Here is a 15,216-nt window from a genome sequence, read left to right as displayed (position 1 = left end):
ACGGCGCCGGGAAGCCGTCGGCCCGAGAACCGCGGGGTACGCGAGAACCGCGGGGTACGAGAGAACCGCGGGACACGCGGGATACGTCAACTCGTGCTGACCTGAAGCTCCTTGACGCCGTTGATCCAGGCGGAGCGCAGGCGGCGCGGGTCGCCCGTCGGTTTCAGGTTGGGCATGGCGTCGGCGATCGCGTTGAAGATGAGGTCGATCTCCAGGACCGCCAGGGACTTGCCGAGGCAGTAGTGCGGGCCTCCGCCGCCGAAGCCGAGGTGGGGGTTCGGGTCGCGGGTGATGTCGAAGACGTCCGGGTTCTCGAAGACCTCGGGGTCGTGGTTGGCGGCGGCGTAGAAGAGGCCGACGCGGTCGCCCTTCTTGATCTGCTTGCCGCCGAGTTCGGTGTCCTGGGTGGCGGTGCGCTGGAAGGAGTTGACCGGGGTGGCCCAGCGGACGATCTCCTCGGCGGCGGTCGCCGGACGCTCCGCCTTGTACAGCTCCCACTGCTCGGGGTTGGTGAGAAAGGCGTGCATGCCGTGGGTGATGGCGTTGCGCGTGGTCTCGTTGCCGGCCACGGCCAGCATCAGCACGAAGAACCCGAACTCGTCCGAGTTGAGGTTGCCCTCGTCCTCGGCCGACACCAGGGTCGTCACGATGTCCTTCGCGGGGCACTGCTTTCGGTCGGCGGCCATGTTCATCGCGTAGGCGATGAGCTCGGTGGCCGACTCCTGGCCGACCTCCTCGGTGATCGCGTACTCCGGATCGTCGTACGAGATCATCTTGTTGGACCAGTCGAAGATCTTGGCCCGGTCGTCCTGCGGGATGCCGATGAGCTCGGCGATGGCCTGCAGGGGCAGTTCGCAGGCGACTTCGGTGACGAAGTCGAAGGACCCGGTGCGGGCGCGTGCGTTCGCCGCGATCGCGAGGGCGCGGGCGCGCAGGTTGTCCTCCAGCGCGCGGATGGCCCTCGGCGTGAACACCCGCTGCACGATCTGGCGGACCCGCGTGTGCTCCGGCGGGTCCATGTTGAGCAGGATCAGCCGCTGGGCGTCGATCGCGTCGCGCTCGATGTGCTCGTTGAAGCGGATGATCGCCGTGTTGAGGTACGAGGAGAACAGCTCCGGGTGCGTCGAGACGTACTTGACGTCCGCGTGCCGGGTGACGGCCCAGTACCCCTCGTCCTGGAAGCCGGCGAGGTTCGAGGGCTGGGGGACCCAGTGGACCGGCTCGGCCCGGCGCAGCTCGGCGAACTCCGGGAGAGGTACGCGGTGTTGCAGCAGATCGGGATCGGTGAAGTCGAACCCGTCGGGAAGCGCTGGACAGGGCATCGGCAACTCACTCCAGCCATCTGACGGTCCATCAGGGACAAGGCTGCCGTGAAGGTAGTAACGGGTTCTAGAAGTAGCAAGGGGTGCGGCACCCCGAATTGCCTGCACGCCCCTTGCGGTGGGGGGTGAGGGGTCAGCAGACTGCAGATGGAACTAGAACACGTACTAGTTCCGCGTGGCGGGCCGGGCCGGGACGCCCCCGCGCCGCGCGGGTATCGGAGGAGAGGAACTCCCCATGGCCGCGGAACCCGTGATCGTCGAGGCTGTACGCACCCCCATCGGTAGGCGCGGCGGTGCGCTCGCCAACCTGCACCCCGCCTATCTGCTGGGCGAGACCTACCGTGAACTCCTCGGCCGCACCGGCATCCCAGCCGACGCGGTCGAACAGATCGTCGGCGGCACGGTCACCCACGCCGGCGAGCAGTCCATGAACCCCGCACGCACCGCCTGGCTGACGGTCGGGCTGCCGTACGAGACGGCGGCGACGACGGTCGACTGCCAGTGCGGCTCCTCGCAGCAGGCCTCCCACATGGTGGCCAACATGGTCGCGGCGGGGGTGATCGACGTGGGCATCAGTTGTGGCGTGGAGTCGATGTCGCGGGTGCCGCTGGGGTCCGGGTCGAAGCACGGGCCCGGGAAGCCGTTCCCGGACGAGTGGAACGTGGATCTGCCCAACCAGTTCGAGGCGGCGGAGCGGATCGCCCGCCACCGGGGCCTCACCAGGGAGAACGTCGACTCGCTGGGCCTGATCTCGCAGGAGCGGGCTGCTGTCGCCTGGGCCGAGGAGCGGTTCAAGCGGGAGACGTTCGCGGTCCAGGTGCCGACGACGGAGGACGAGCAGCGGGCCGGGCAGGGCATGTGGCGGCTGGTCGACCGGGACGAGGGGCTGCGCGACACGTCCATGGAGGCGCTGGCCCGGCTCAAGCCGATCATGCCGACCGCCGTGCACACGGCGGGCAACTCGTCCCAGATCAGCGACGGTTCGGCGGCGATCATGTGGGCGTCGAAGCGGATGGCGCGGGCGCTGAAGCTGCGGCCCCGAGCGCGGATCGTCGCACAGGCCCTGGTGGGCGCCGACCCGCACTTCCACCTGGACGGGCCGATCGACGCGACGCGGGCCGTCCTGGGCAAGGCCGGCATGTCGTTGAAGGACATCGACCTGGTCGAGATCAACGAGGCCTTCGCGTCGGTGGTGCTCAGCTGGGCCCAGGTCTTCGAGCAGGACCTGGAGAAGGTCAACGTCAACGGCGGCGCGATCGCGCTCGGGCATCCGGTGGGGTCCACCGGGGCCCGGCTCATCACGACGGCACTTCATGAACTGGAGCGCGCCGACAAGGAGTTCGCGCTGGTGACGATGTGTGCGGGTGGGGGCTTGGCCACCGGCACGATCATTCAGCGGTTGTAGTCGTCGTCCAGTCGACGAAGGTGGTGAACGCGGCGGGGCCGAGGGTGAGGATCGGTCCCGCCGGGGTCTTTGAGTCGCGGATGGCGATGGTGGCGGTGGGGAGTTCGGCGATCTCTACGCAGTTGCCGCCCTGGTCGCCGCTGTGCGTGGACTTGCGCCAGGCGAGCCGGCCGAGCGGCGCGCACTCGACGCACTCGCCGCCCTGGTCGCTGCTGTAGCTGGACTTACGCCAGTTGCTCTCCATAGCGGTCCTCCATCGCACGCCGGATCAACTCCGCCGAGTCCTTGAGGGATAGAGCGGCGGCCCGGAGATGATCGTAACGGAGTGAGCAGTCCTTGACGGTGTCCGGATTCGCGGTCGGATGCCCGCTGCCGTATCCCTCGGTGTAGACGATGGTCGGATCGCTCGCGAAGCGGAAGAGGGTGAAGGAGCCAGTCAGGCCGGCGTGCGCTCCCGCCGAGAACGGCAGCACCTGGACGTTGGTCCGAGGGTCGTCCTCGAAGGCCAACAGGTGGGCGAGTTGGCCACGCGTGGTTTCCGGCCCGCCGATCTCCTGGTACAGCGCGGCCTCACTGATGACCATCCAGAAGACCGGGGGCTCCTCCTTCTCGAAGATGCGCTGACGGGCCAGCCGTACGGCGGTGCGGTCGTCGAGGTTGGTGCGGTCGAGCGTGCCGAGGGTGGCCCGTGCATACGCGTGGGTCTGGAGGAGGCCGTGGATCATGCCCATCTGGAAGGCGCAGATTTCGACTGCCCGTGCCTCCAGTTCGGCCACCTGCCTGAACCACCCCGGCAGTTGACTCCGCATCACCAACTCGACGAGCCGCGACAACGCCCCGCCCGTCCCCAGCGCCGCATCGGCACGCTCACTGAAGTCCTGCGTGGGCAGCTTTCTGGCCGTTTCGATTTGCCCGACCATCGAGCCGGTGTAGTTGACGATGTCCCCGAGCTGTCGTTGCGTCAGCTCGGCGGCTTCGCGGTACCGGCGCAGCTCGTAGCCGTAGTAGTCGAGCGGCGAGGCGCCCGGGTCGAGGGTGTTGATGTGGGTCACGCACGGTCCCCTCTGTGCGGCAACTCCGTCCACTTCGGGACTGGTTGTATTCAGTACGTAGCCCAGGGTAGTCACGCCAGGTCACTCTCGTCCTGTGAACGCATACATTCCCCAGTACCGCCTGACCCTCACCGCAGGCGAACACTCCGCCCGTCACATCCGCCGCATCGTCCGCTCGCTGCTGGACGAGTGGGAGCTGCCGGAGCTGTCCGACGTCGTGGAGCTGGGCGTGACGGAGCTGGTCACCAATGTCGTACGGCATGTTCCGGACCGGCGGTGTGCGGTGCTGGTGCTGCGGCTGGCGGGAGCGGTGCGGGTGGAGGTGGCGGACGGTGTGCCCGAGCTGCCGTACACCCGGCCTCAGTTGTCCGTCGAAGCGGAGGGCGGCCGAGGGCTGGTGCTCCTGGACGCGATCGTCGACAAGTGGGGTGTGGGACCGAGATCGGAAGGCGGCAAGACGGTGTGGTTCGAGTGCGGCGCGGGTGAGGGCTGAGGGTCCGGCCTCCCCGCGGGCCCTCACCCGGGGAGACCGGACCCGTTCCGGCGTCGGCCGCCGCCGGGACAGCGCGGGTTACGGCGTGTCGTTGAGCGTGGTCGCTATGCCATTGGCGATCTTCACTTCAGCGGGGAAGCCCTTCTTGGCGGCACTCTCCAGTTCGGCTTCCGTGCACTGGGTGCCGCCCTGCTGGCCTTCGCCCACCCCCGGGCCTCCGCAGACCTGGCCGTAGCCCCAGATGTCGGTGTCCTCGGAGACGAAGAACTGCTGCGGGACGCCGTGCTCCTCGGTGACGGTGTACTTGCCCGGCGCCAGGTAGGAGACGGTGCCGTGCCAGGTTCCGTTGACGCCCTTGCCCTTGTTGATGCCCTCGACGGCCGTGTCACGGGAGCCGGAGCCGGCGTCCGTGTCGGACCCGGTGCCGTCCTCGGACTGGGCGGCACGCCGCTCGGAGACCAGCGTGGCGACTCCGTCCTTCATCCGCACATCGGCGTTGACGGCACCCTTCTTGGTGGCCGTCTCCAACTCGTCCAGCGTGCACGGCGCGTCCACCTTCGACTGCGCGTCCCCGCATATCGTGCCCACGCCGTAGACCTCGGTGTCCTCGGCGACGAAGAACTGCTGGTCGTCCTTGCCCGGCACGGACACGATGTACTTGCCCGGCGCGAGGTAGGTGACCGTGCCGTTGCTTAACGTCCCGCTGACACCCTTGGACACGGAACCCTTCGAGCCGCTGGGAGCCTTGGTGGCCGCCGACGAGTCCGCGACGGCGGCCGCGGCCGCGTCCTTGGTTCCCTTGCCGGAAGATGAGCCGCCGCTGGTCGCGGAGTCGTTCTGGCACGCGGTCATCAACAGGCCGGCGGTGATCGCGGCAGCGACGACAGTGGCCTTGCGCAGGTGGCGGTTCATCACGGGAAACCCTTCGGCTGTGGGGAGTTGGCGGGGCCGACGACGCTTTCGCCGTTCCCCGCCACGTGACCTGTATGACGGCCCGCCAGGCCCGCAGGTCACACCCGTCATCGCAGCAGGACAACGCTGTCACACAGCCGTGACACAGCAACACATCGGTGGTGGACAGCCGCGACCCGGCGCGCCGACTGGCGCGGGTAGATCGCGCGTTCGGACATATGCCGACCACCTCTTCTCTCGCCTATTGCGAGCTGTTGCTTCCACCGTCAATCGAGCATCGGTAGGCTCTCGGCGCTAGCGCTGACCTGGGAGGACTTCGCGCACAGATGGACGTTGCGTGACGTCAGTGCGTCATACCCGCCGGTACAGCTCGTTGTCCCGATGCCTTGACGTCACCGTACTGGCGGTGACGACGGCGGTATGCGCGGTCTCGGCAGCGCGCGGAACAGTACCTTGCGTCCCGGCGGCGGGACCCGGCCGAGTAGGTCATGCGTCCGCACACGGGGCATGTCAGCCGCCGCAGCAGGCGCTTGTCGTCGGTGGCCACGGCCTTCAGGAACAGTCGGCCAAGCGCTCCGAGCCGCTCGGTGACCTGCCGGTCTCGGTACGCCTGGACTCGGCAGGCCGGACCGCAGTACAGGCGCCGCCGTGTCGCGTTCTTCGGGAGCACGGCGCCGCAGACGTAGCAGTACCGACGGCGGGCCATACCTCCAGGATCGCGCTCAGCGCAGGGTGCCGGCCACGAGAGCGTTGACACGGTTCTCGTACTCGCGGCGGGCCTTGCGCTGCGCCGGGATTCCCGGGGCGCCCTGGGCGCCGTCGAGGGGCTGGCAGTGGTCGAGGAACTGGCGGTGGACCGTGTGGGGGGCGCTGACGCGCAGGGTGTAGCCCTGGCCGCGTCGTACGGTCACGCCCTGGTCGAGCGCGGCCCGCTCGACGTCGTCCAGGTCGGCGGCACGGAGGAAGTCGGCGACCTTGCCCGGCATGCCGAGGGTGACCGGCAGCTCCGGGGCTGGGGTGCCCGGGTCGGCGGCCGTGTACTGGGGCAGGAGGTCGGCGACGGCGGTGCGGACAGCGCCGCGGCTGACGTCGTGGTCGCGGGCGAGGGCGGCGATGGACCGGCCTTCCAGGTACGCGGTGCGCACGGCGTCGGTCTTGTCGGCCGCGATGGCGGGGCGGCGCCCGCCCTTGTTGCCCTTGGCCTCGGCGGCCCGCAGTCCGTCGTAGGTCAGGTCGCGTTGGAGGTCGCCGGCGGCGGCGAGGGTCTGCACCATGAACTGCACCGTGGACAGCAGTTCTCCGGTGCGCGGGTGGCGGGCGGTGAGGTCCATCGCGGAGAACGCCCCGTCGTGAATGCGCAGGGCGAGACGGTCGCGGTGGAACCCTGGGGATGCCCTGCTTTCCTGCGCTGATTCGTGTCCTGAGAACAACAGTCATCGCAGGTAGCAGGGCATCTCCAGGGTGGATCCAGGCTCAGTGGGCCATCACGGGCTCGCCCTCGGACGGCTCCAGAGCCCGATTGGGAACCAGGAACGCCGCGATCACCGCACCGACCACGAAGAACCCGGAGCCCCACGCCAGGGTGGCCGTGTAGCCCTCGACCCCGGCCTGCGCCGCGGCCAGCGCGCCGGGCTTGTGCGAAGTCAGGTAGTCGGTCGCGGCCGACGAGGCGACGGTGGTCAGTAGCGCCGTACTGATCGAGCCGCCCACCTGCTGACCGGTGTTGATCAGCGCCGAGGCGACGCCCGTGTCCTCGTGGCGCAGGCCTGAGGTCGCCCCCTGGAACGCGGTGGTCATCACCGCGCCGATGCCGAGGCCCAGCAGGATCAGGCCGGGCATGATGTGGGCGGCGTAGGTGCTGTCCAGTTCGAGCCGGGTCAGCAGGGCCATACCGGCTGCGGCGACCAGGAAGCCGGCGCTGACGACGATCTTCGGGCCGACCCTGGGCAGCACCAGCGAAGGCATCGTGGTCGACGAAGCGACGACGGCCGCGACCATCGGCAGGAACGCCAGACCGGTCTTGATCGGCGAGTAGCCGAGGCTGGCCGCGAAGTAGTAGGTCAGGAACAGGAAGATCGAGAACATCCCCATGCCCAGGACGAACACCGCCATGAACGAACCACCGCGGGTCCGGTCCAGCACGACGCGCAGCGGCAGCAGCGGATGCGCGACCCTGGACTGCAGCCAGACGAACACCGCGAGCAGCACCACGCCGACGATCATGGAGCCGAGTGCGACCGGGTTGGTCCAGCTGGTGGACTCGACGTGCGCGAACCCGTAGACGACGGCGAACAGCGCGGCGCTCACCACGAAGATGCCCGGAATATCGAGTTTGGGCTTCTTGGTGATCACGGGCTTGGCCAGCAGCAGCAAGGCACCGATCAGGGCGGGGGCCGCGAAGGCGACGTTCACGTACATCACCCAGCGCCACGACGCCCATTCGGTGAGCATGCCGCCGAGCAGCAGCCCGATCGCGCCGCCCGCACCGCCCAACGCACTGAAGATACCGAAGGCCTTCGCCCTTTCAGACGGTTCGGTGAAGGTCACACTGAGCAGTGAGAGTGCCGCGGGCGCGAGTACTGCGGCGAAGAGGCCCTGGGCCACACGTGCCGCGACGAAGATCTCGAAGCTGCCGGCCGAGCCGCCGACGACGGACGCGGCCCCGAAACCTGCCAGGCCGATCACGAAGAGGGTACGTCGGCCCAACAGGTCACCGAGTCGGCCGCCGAGCAGCAGCAGGCTGCCGAACGCCAGGGCGTAACCCGTGATGACCCACTGCCGGCTGCCGTCGCTGAAGCCGAGGTCTTGCTGCGCCTCGGGCAGCGCGATGTTCACGACGGTCGCATCGAGCATGACCATGAGCTGTGCCATGCCTATGACGGCCAGCACCCACCAGCGCACGGCATGTGAGCCGCGAAGGCCCGAGTCTTTCTTTCCGGAGGCGGGCGCCCCGCGGTCGATGCTGGTACTCATTTTTTTCCCTTGCTTGCTGGACATGGCTGAAAGCCGTCTGGAAACTGATGGGTTTCCTCACCGGTGAAGGTGAGGTGAGTGGGTGACGGGCTGAGATCTCAGGGCTTCGAGATCATCGTGTGGTCGCTTTGGGGCTTTCCTCGGCGATCGCCTGGAGGGCCGCGTCGGTGTCCGCAGTGGCCAGCATCCTGTTGATGTCGGCGCCGGCCAGTGCGCCGGCCGCTGCGGAGGCCCCGACCTGGGCGACCAGATCGGTGGCGTTGCCGGCCACCCACACACCCGGCACCTCGGTGGTGCCGGCCGTGCCGGAGGCGAAGCCGCGGCCCGTCGGCAGGTCCTGCACCGGCAGGCCCAGGCCTTCCAGGCCCTGGGTGCGGGCCTGCATCGGCGAGGCGACCGCGAGGACGCGGCGGGCCACGACCTGGCCGTCGGCCAGGCGCACCCCGGCGAGGGCACCGTCCTCGTCGTTGACGACCTCGGTGACCGGGGTGTCGATGACGCGGATGCCGCGGGCGGCGAAGCGGGCGCGGCTGTCCTCGTCCAGGTCGGTGCCGCGGGTGAAGTAGGTCAGGTCGTCGGTCAGTTGACGGAACAGATACGCGTGGCCGAGGGAGGCCGGGCCGGTGGCGAGGACGCCGATGGGCTCGTCGCGCACCTCCCAGCCGTGGCAGTACGGGCAGTGCACCACACTGTGTCCCCAGTGCTCGGCGAGTCCGGGCACCTGTGGCAGCACATCCGTGAGGCCGGTGGCCACCAGGATGCGGCGGGCGGTGATGCTGCGGCCGTCGGCCAGGGTGACGGTGAACCGCAGGTCCCCGTCCGCCGACGGGGCGGTGGACTCGGCCGAGACCACCTCGCCGAGCACCACGCGTCCGCCGTACTGGCGCACCTGCTCCCGGCCCCGTCGAAGGATCTCGGGCGGCGGGGTGCCGTCCAGGGCGAGGAGACCGTGCACGGCCTTCGCGGGCGCGTTGCGCGGGGAGCCGCTGTCGATCACGACGACCGAGCGGCGGGAGCGGGCGAGGATCAGTGCGCCATTCAGCCCCGCGGCGCCCCCGCCGATCACCACCGCGTCGACGGTCCCCTCGGCCAGTGCGTCGCTCGCGTACAAAGGAGTCGCCACAGCCATGGCCTCCTGGCTTTCCTTGTCAGTCATGGTTGGGTCAACCCTTCGAGTTCTGGGTGGTTGGAGGGGGGGTCAGCTGTTCAGGAAGCCCACGATGTGGTCGGCGACCGTCTTGGGCTGTTCCAGGTGCAGGAAGTGCCCTGCGCCGGGTACGACGACGCGCTCGAGGCCGTTCGTGTACAGGTCGTCCATGCCGTCGCTCAACTCCACGGACATGCAGTTGTCGTCGGCCCCGTGGAGGTAGAGCGAGGGGACGGTGAGGGCGCCGAAGACCCGGGCTTGCAGGGCTTGGGTCGCCTCGTCCGCGGGGGGCGTGAACAACTGGCGGTAGTAGCCCAGGATCTCGGTCAGGACTCCTGGAGCACCCAGGGTTTCCTTGAGCGCGGCACGCTCCGCGTCCGGCAGCTCGTAGCCGGGTGACCATTCCCGCCAGAGCCGGTCGATGAAGGCGAAGTCGTCGAGCTCGATGGCCGCCTCGGCCATGGCTGTCTGGAAGAAGAACATGTACCAGCTGAGTCGCTGCTGGTCGCCGTTGGTGACCAATGCGTTCAGCAGTTGACGGCCAGGGGGACCCGCCATGGTGACAAGCTTGCGGACACGTCTCGGGTCGAGGCTCGTAGCCGCGTACGCCGCCGCGGCGCCGAAGTCGTGGCCGATGAGATCCGCCTGCTCGCGCCCGAGGGCTTCGATGAGGGCGAGGACGTCCTGGCCGGTCGTGGCAATGCGGTAGGAGCCGTCGGGGGCCGCGCCGCCGGGCCAGTATCCGCGCTGTGCGGGCGCGACCGCCCAGTAGCCTTCCTGCGCAAGGCGGTCGAGGATTCCTGTCCAGCTGGCGGCATGGTCGGGAAACCCGTGGAGGCACACAACGAGCGGCCCGCTGCCGGCCTCAAGGATCGGGACCTCCAGTCCGCCTGCCTGAACCGTGCGATGACGGACGCGGTCGGTCGCCTGGGACCCCCTGGCCGGGGAGTCCTCGCCAAAGGGCGGTCGCTGGGTCATCTGTGTCATGAGTTCAACCTCCAAGCCGCCTTCGCGGCGTCGCGGTCCGGCAAGCCCGGACCAAGTGCAAGTACGGCTGTCTGAAGCCGGGGTCGGTGCCGGTGAGCGGTCACGAGGTGGCTGTTCACCGAGGGGAGAGTCCGGCTCCGGGTTCGCTTGGGACGTTCGTGATGTGCAGATCCAGTACGGCGATGAAGCTCGCCGTCGCCAGGACCGTGAGGATCAGACCGGGCCTCGCCGGCCTGGAAGGCGTCGCAACGCCGGGCGGCGCGGAGGAGTTCAATGGCATGGGTTGCCCTCGATCGCGCCAGGCGTGCACGCAGCCTGTTTGGTGAGCTCAGGATGGTTGTGTACTGAACAGTCAGAAACCTAGGCGGTTCTGTACTGAGTTGTCAAGTGCGGCAGGTCGACCCTCGCTCACCACGGCGATGCCCGGAATGCCGAGTTTGGGCTTCTAGGTGATCACGGGCTTGGCCAGCAGCAGCAAGGCACCGATCAGGGCAGGGGCCGCGAAGGCGACGTTCACGTACATCACCCAGCGCCACGAGGCCCATTCGGTGAGCATGCCGCCGAGCAACAGCCCGAACCGCTCGATGGTTTCGGGCCCGTAGATGCCGGCGAAGTCCTCGCCGAGGCGAACAGCAGAAGACCGCGCTGCCACGCTGTGATCGAGACTCAGCGTGGACCAGGTAGGGGCCGGTTTGATGCCGCATCTTCTTGAGTTGGAAGGATGCATGTCATGCCGAAGAAGGTGGATCCCGAGCTGAGGGCCCGAGCCGTCCGGCTGATGCTGTAGCACCGTGCCCAGTACCCGACCAGATACCGCGGCGGTGCTGACGGTGTCCAAGCAGGTCGGGATAGGCAGAAGTCGTTATGGCGCTGGGGCGCCCAGGCCGAGATTGAACGTCGGCGAGGCGCCCGGGGTCACGATCGAGGAGAACGAGGAGATCCGCCGGCTGCGTGAGGACGTGGCGATCCTGAAGGCGGCCACAACTTTCTTCGTCGGGGAGCCCGACCCCCGCAACGGCTGGTGATCGCCTTCATCGACGAGCACCGTTCACCTGACGGTTCTGACCGACCGGGTTGACGGTTGCATCGCTGGTCACGGGGCAGAGATCCGCCCCATCCCGCCGTCCGCAACAACGCCATGTCAGAGTCCGCCCCGCGCCGCCCATCATGTCGGTCGTCGACCTGCGGGGTGGAGGAGGCAGCCGTCGTCGGCACCGTGGAGCTGCAGGAGGGCATCGCGATCGGCCGATGAGTGGAGTGCCGAACAGGTTCTGCGGCACAGATGAATCCTGACATCCACCACTGACAGCCCTGGTCGGCCAGGCTCAGCGCAGCGTGTCCGCCCAGTTCGCCGGCACGCGCCCCGCCGGTCCCGGCACGGGCTGGTCGGCAGGGTGGGCGGCCGGGGGAGCCAGGGCCGGACCGGAATCGTAGAGCTCGGACGTCTCGAAGTTCCAGAACCAGGCCTCGCCGGCTCGTAACTGCGGATCACCGGATGGCCGGTGGCCCGGAAGTGGCCGGTGGCGTGCTTGGCGGGTGAGTCGTCGCAGCAGCCGATGTGACCGCACTGGGCGCAGCGCCGCAGATGGAACCACCAGCCGCCGTCGGCGTCGCACTCGACGCAGCCGGCACCGCTGGGCGGGACGCTGGGGTCGATGCCGGTGTCCTTGGTCATGAGGGCTCCCGGGCCGGGTCGGGGACGGCATCGGGCCCGGCGTCAGGGTCGGTGGCGGTGAGAGGGAGCAGCACCTGGAAGCGGGTGTCGCCGGGTACGGACTCGACTTTCAGGTCACCGTGGTGCTTGTTGACAACGATCCGCCAGGAGATGTCGAGCCCCAGCCCGGTGCCCTCGCCCACCGGCTTGGTGGTGAAGAACGGGTCGAAGATCCGGCCTCGGATCTCGGCCGGCACTCCCGGGCCCGTGTCGCGGAACTCCACCAGCAGCCGGTCGTGCACCAGAGCGGTGCGTACGGTCAACGTCCCTTCGCCGCCCGCGCCCTTGATGGCGGAGACCGCGTTGTCGATCAGGTTGGTCCACACCTGGTTCAGTTCGGCCGAGTAGGCCGGAATCCTCGGCACCGAACGGTCGTACTCCTTCACGACCTTGACCTGTGGACCGATCTTGCCCGACAGCATCAGCAGCGTGCTGTCGAGGAGTTCGTGCACATCGGCGACCTGGTAGGGCGCGCGGTCCAGCTGCGAGTACTGCTTGGCGGCGTCGACGAGGTGCGAGATACGGGTGGTGGAGTCCTCGATCTCGGACATCAACAGCTCGGCCTCGACCGTGTAGTTGAGGCACTCGATGGCACTCTGCAGGATTCCCGGCTCGTCGACGGCCGCCGCGATCTGCTCCAGCCAGTCGACGTCGAGACCGCCCTGCACGAAGGTCGGCGCGATCTGCCAGCCGTTCTGGACACCGTGGTCGTCGAGCCAGTCGGCGAGTTCGTCCTCCCGGTCGGACGCTTCGAGCGGCCTCAGTGCCGGCGCCTTGGAGACCCGCTCGGCCGTACGCTCCTGGAGGTCGACCAGGGCCTTCAGGGCGTCGCCGTGGTGGGGGCCCGAGGCGATGACGCCGAGCGTGTTGCGCATGTGGGCGACCCGGTCCCTGAGCGACGAGGTGGCCCGTACGGCCGCCGCGGCCGGGTTGTTGAGCTCATGGGTGAGACCCGCGGACAAAGAGCCCAGCGCCAGCAGCCGTTCGCGCTGCCCGACGGCCCGCTGAAAGGTCTGCGAACCGAGGGTGAGCCCCTCCAGGAGATGGACCGCCATCGGAAACCACTCGTGGATGAAGTTCGCGAACGATTCGGCGGGCAGGACGAAGAACCGCGTCGGCTCCGACACCCGCAACGAGTTCATGTACCGCTGCGGTTTTCCGTCCCAGAGGTACGCCATCACGGCCCCCGCGTACACCCCTGGCTGGGACGTGCGGCTCACCTCGATGTCGTCGCTGCCCACCCGGCGGGACATGACGAGCGTGCCCTCGATCATCACGTAGAAGTCGGTCGCCGGGTCACCTTCGGTGAACACCGGCCCGGGGTCGAACAGTTCGATCCGTCCCTCGCTGCACAGCCTGCCGAGCTGCTCGGAGTTCAGCTTCTCGAAGAGGAACAGCGAGCTGATCTCCGCCGCGCTGCACGGCATCAGCCGCCCGCTCACGACTGCTCCAGATACCGGTGTACGAGCATCACGGCCATGGCTCCCTCTCCGACGGCGGACGCGACCCGCTTGGCGGACTCCGCGCGCGCGTCCCCGGCGACGAACACGCCGGGGATGTTGGTCTCCAGGTGGTACGGCGGCCGGTCCAGCTCCCAGTTGGCCGGTGGCCGCCCGTCGGCGGTCAGATCGGGCCCGGCCAGGATGAACCCGCGCTCGTCCCGCAACACCGCACCCTCCAGCCAGCCGGTCAGCGGGGCCGCGCCGATGAACACGAACATCCACTGCGCGTCGACCCGTTCGGTCTGCCCGCTCGTCGTGTCGCGCAACGTCAGCTGTTCCAGGTAGTTGTCGCCGTGCGCGGCCTCGACGACCGTGTGGGCCCGCACCGAGATGTTCGGCGACTCGGCGATCTGCTGGATCAGATAGTGCGACATCGACGCGGTGAGGTCCGCTCCGCGCACCAGCAGGGTGACCGACTTGGCGCCCCTGGAAAGGTACATCGCCGCCTGCCCGGCCGAGTTGGCGCCGCCGACGATGTACACGTCGTGGCCCTGGCAGGCGGCGGCCTCGGTGAGCGCGGACCCGTAGAACACCCCACGGCCCGACAGCTCGTCGGCACCCGGCGCCTCCAGCTGCCGGTAGGACACACCGGTCGCCAGGATCACACTGTGCGCCGCGATCGCCGACCCGTCCGCGAACCGTACGAGCCGCGCCGCCCCGCTGCTCTCCAGACCGGTCACCTCACGGGCGGTGAGGATCTCGGCGCCGAACTTCGTGGCCTGGCGTCGCGCCCGGTCGGTGAGCTGGCCGCCGGACACCCCGTCCGGGAAGCCCAGATAGTTCTCGATCCGCGAACTCTGCCCGGCCTGCCCGCCGGTCGCCGACCGCTCCACGAGCACCGTACGCAGGCCCTCCGAGGCCCCGTACACCGCCGCGCCCAGCCCGGCCGGACCGCCGCCGATGACGACGAGGTCGTAGAAGTCAGCGGTGGGTGTCGTCGCCAGTCCCACGTGCGCGGCCAGTTCGAGCACCTCCGGCTCGACGAGCGCCGTACCGTCCGCCGTGATCACGACCGGCAGCCGCTGCCCGTCCTGACCGCAGGCCGCGAGGAGCCGCTGCCCCTCGGGCTCCTCGGTGGAGTACCAGCGGTACGGCACCTGGTTGCGGGCCAGGAACTCCCGTACATCCGACGAGCGGGCCGACCACCGGTGGCCGACGACCTTGGTGCTCGGCACCGGCCGGAAGTCACTGCACCGCCACGCCTCCAGGAGGTCGTCGAGCACCGGGTAGAGCTTCTCCTCCGGCGGGTCCCAGGGTTTGAGGAGGTAGTGGTCGAGGTCGACGACGTTGATCGCGTCGATCGCCGCGTTCGTGTCCGCGTACGCGGTCAGCAGCACGCGGCGGGCGCCCGGATAGACGTCCATGGCCTGTTCGAGGAACTCGATGCCGTTCATCTGGGGCATCCGGTAGTCGGCCAGGATCACCGCGACCAGATCACCGCGCAGCTTCAGCTCCCGCAGCGCGTCCAGCGCGGACTCGCCGGACTCCGCGCGCACGATCCGGTACGACTTGCCGTAGCGCCGCCGCAGGTCACGGGCGACGGCCCGGGACACCCCGGGATCGTCGTCCACGGTCATGATGACGGTCCGCGCAGCGTCTGCGGCCTGTGCCATACGTCTACACCCCGAGTGATCGGATTACGGTCGGCGCCGGCTCGGTGCCGCGCCGCCTTTCAGCCATCGTATGTTCGTCGCCCTGCTTCGCTCCGG

Annotated in this window: 14 protein-coding genes and 1 pseudogene; 3 read left to right on the top strand and 12 right to left on the bottom strand. The window is 68.9% G+C overall.

What is annotated here, in order from left to right; all coding sequences use genetic code 11:
* Positions 1-86: 86 nt before the first annotated feature.
* On the bottom strand, positions 87-1,322 hold the full coding sequence (locus QFZ76_RS16650) for a cytochrome P450 (protein ID WP_307674480.1): 1,236 nt from the start codon (positions 1,320-1,322) through the stop codon (positions 87-89).
* A 235-nt stretch (positions 1,323-1,557) separates the two neighbouring features.
* Between QFZ76_RS16650 and QFZ76_RS16645 the strand changes: the two genes are divergently transcribed.
* Positions 1,558-2,727: a steroid 3-ketoacyl-CoA thiolase gene (locus QFZ76_RS16645; RefSeq protein ID WP_307674479.1), complete on the top strand. Its 1,170-nt coding sequence runs from the start codon at positions 1,558-1,560 to the stop codon at positions 2,725-2,727.
* Here the strand turns inward: QFZ76_RS16645 and QFZ76_RS16640 are convergent.
* Entirely contained in the window at positions 2,711-2,971 is a 261-nt protein-coding gene (locus QFZ76_RS16640) for a DUF397 domain-containing protein (protein WP_307674478.1), read from the bottom strand. The two genes, QFZ76_RS16645 and QFZ76_RS16640, sit on opposite strands and share 17 nt — an antisense overlap.
* A complete protein-coding gene (locus tag QFZ76_RS16635; RefSeq protein WP_307674477.1) occupies positions 2,952-3,779 on the bottom strand; it encodes a helix-turn-helix transcriptional regulator in 828 nt (275 codons plus the stop codon). Before QFZ76_RS16635 ends, QFZ76_RS16640 begins: the two co-directional genes overlap by 20 nt.
* 94 nt (positions 3,780-3,873) lie before the next feature.
* Between QFZ76_RS16635 and QFZ76_RS16630 the strand changes: the two genes are divergently transcribed.
* Positions 3,874-4,272 (top strand): ATP-binding protein, encoded by a 399-nt coding sequence (locus QFZ76_RS16630; protein ID WP_307674476.1) that lies wholly within the window; start codon positions 3,874-3,876, stop codon positions 4,270-4,272.
* A 78-nt stretch (positions 4,273-4,350) separates the two neighbouring features.
* On the opposite strand, the gene QFZ76_RS16625 is transcribed toward QFZ76_RS16630, so the two are convergent.
* From QFZ76_RS16625 to QFZ76_RS16600, 6 genes are all read right to left on the bottom strand, one after another.
* Positions 4,351-5,184 carry a hypothetical protein gene (locus QFZ76_RS16625; protein ID WP_307674475.1) on the bottom strand — a complete coding sequence of 278 codons (834 nt, stop codon included), beginning with the start codon at positions 5,182-5,184 and terminating at the stop codon, positions 4,351-4,353.
* Positions 5,185-5,906: 722 nt separating this feature from the next.
* A complete protein-coding gene (locus QFZ76_RS16620) occupies positions 5,907-6,515 on the bottom strand; it encodes a hypothetical protein (protein ID WP_307674474.1) in 609 nt (202 codons plus the stop codon).
* Positions 6,516-6,657: 142 nt separating this feature from the next.
* Positions 6,658-8,157, bottom strand: a complete 1,500-nt coding sequence (locus QFZ76_RS16615; RefSeq protein ID WP_307674473.1) for an MFS transporter — start codon at positions 8,155-8,157, stop codon at positions 6,658-6,660.
* Positions 8,158-8,269: 112 nt separating this feature from the next.
* Entirely contained in the window at positions 8,270-9,286 is a 1,017-nt protein-coding gene (locus QFZ76_RS16610) for an NAD(P)/FAD-dependent oxidoreductase (RefSeq protein WP_307680029.1), read from the bottom strand.
* A gap of 69 nt (positions 9,287-9,355) precedes the next feature.
* Positions 9,356-10,291, bottom strand: a complete 936-nt coding sequence (locus QFZ76_RS16605) for an alpha/beta fold hydrolase (protein WP_307674472.1) — start codon at positions 10,289-10,291, stop codon at positions 9,356-9,358.
* Between the two features lie 445 nt (positions 10,292-10,736).
* Complete coding sequence (locus QFZ76_RS16600; RefSeq protein ID WP_307680388.1) at positions 10,737-11,129, bottom strand: hypothetical protein; 393 nt, start codon at positions 11,127-11,129, stop codon at positions 10,737-10,739.
* A 52-nt stretch (positions 11,130-11,181) separates the two neighbouring features.
* Here QFZ76_RS16600 and QFZ76_RS16595 point away from each other — a divergent pair, with 52 nt between their 5' ends.
* Complete coding sequence (locus QFZ76_RS16595; protein WP_307674471.1) at positions 11,182-11,316, top strand: hypothetical protein; 135 nt, start codon at positions 11,182-11,184, stop codon at positions 11,314-11,316.
* 300 nt (positions 11,317-11,616) lie between these two features.
* Here the strand turns inward: QFZ76_RS16595 and QFZ76_RS16590 are convergent.
* The 3 genes and pseudogenes from QFZ76_RS16590 to QFZ76_RS16580 all read right to left on the bottom strand — a co-directional run bounded on the left by QFZ76_RS16590 (position 11,617) and on the right by QFZ76_RS16580 (position 15,120).
* Positions 11,617-11,966 (bottom strand): annotated as a pseudogene (locus QFZ76_RS16590) (UBP-type zinc finger domain-containing protein).
* Positions 11,963-13,432: an ATP-binding protein gene (locus QFZ76_RS16585; RefSeq protein ID WP_373464519.1), complete on the bottom strand. Its 1,470-nt coding sequence runs from the start codon at positions 13,430-13,432 to the stop codon at positions 11,963-11,965. The pseudogene QFZ76_RS16590 and the gene QFZ76_RS16585 overlap by 4 nt, the downstream one beginning before the upstream one ends.
* A gap of 11 nt (positions 13,433-13,443) precedes the next feature.
* On the bottom strand, positions 13,444-15,120 hold the full coding sequence (locus QFZ76_RS16580; RefSeq protein ID WP_307674469.1) for an FAD-dependent oxidoreductase: 1,677 nt from the start codon (positions 15,118-15,120) through the stop codon (positions 13,444-13,446).
* Positions 15,121-15,216: the final 96 nt, after the last annotated feature.

Origin of the sequence: Streptomyces sp. V4I2 (genome assembly GCF_030817655.1) — a bacterium.
In the GTDB taxonomy this organism is placed as follows: Bacteria; Actinomycetota; Actinomycetes; order Streptomycetales; family Streptomycetaceae; genus Streptomyces; species Streptomyces plumbiresistens.
The sequence above is the reverse complement of the archived record's forward strand: the minus strand, read 5'-3'. Positions and strand labels throughout refer to the sequence as shown.

Excerpts from the sequence above, each read along its gene's own strand:
- QFZ76_RS16650 (WP_307674480.1), bottom strand. The coding sequence starts at position 1,322 with ATGCCCTGTCCAGCGCTTCCCGACGGGTTCGACTTCACCGATCCCGAT.
- QFZ76_RS16645 (WP_307674479.1), top strand. The coding sequence starts at position 1,558 with ATGGCCGCGGAACCCGTGATCGTCGAGGCTGTACGCACCCCCATCGGT.
- QFZ76_RS16640 (WP_307674478.1), bottom strand. The coding sequence starts at position 2,971 with ATGGAGAGCAACTGGCGTAAGTCCAGCTACAGCAGCGACCAGGGCGGC.
- QFZ76_RS16625 (WP_307674475.1), bottom strand. The coding sequence starts at position 5,184 with ATGAACCGCCACCTGCGCAAGGCCACTGTCGTCGCTGCCGCGATCACC.
- QFZ76_RS16620 (WP_307674474.1), bottom strand. The coding sequence starts at position 6,515 with ATGGACCTCACCGCCCGCCACCCGCGCACCGGAGAACTGCTGTCCACG.
- QFZ76_RS16615 (WP_307674473.1), bottom strand. The coding sequence starts at position 8,157 with ATGAGTACCAGCATCGACCGCGGGGCGCCCGCCTCCGGAAAGAAAGAC.
- QFZ76_RS16610 (WP_307680029.1), bottom strand. The coding sequence starts at position 9,286 with ATGGCTGTGGCGACTCCTTTGTACGCGAGCGACGCACTGGCCGAGGGG.
- QFZ76_RS16605 (WP_307674472.1), bottom strand. The coding sequence starts at position 10,291 with ATGACACAGATGACCCAGCGACCGCCCTTTGGCGAGGACTCCCCGGCC.
- QFZ76_RS16585 (WP_373464519.1), bottom strand. The coding sequence starts at position 13,432 with ATGCCGTGCAGCGCGGCGGAGATCAGCTCGCTGTTCCTCTTCGAGAAG.
- QFZ76_RS16580 (WP_307674469.1), bottom strand. The coding sequence starts at position 15,120 with ATGGCACAGGCCGCAGACGCTGCGCGGACCGTCATCATGACCGTGGAC.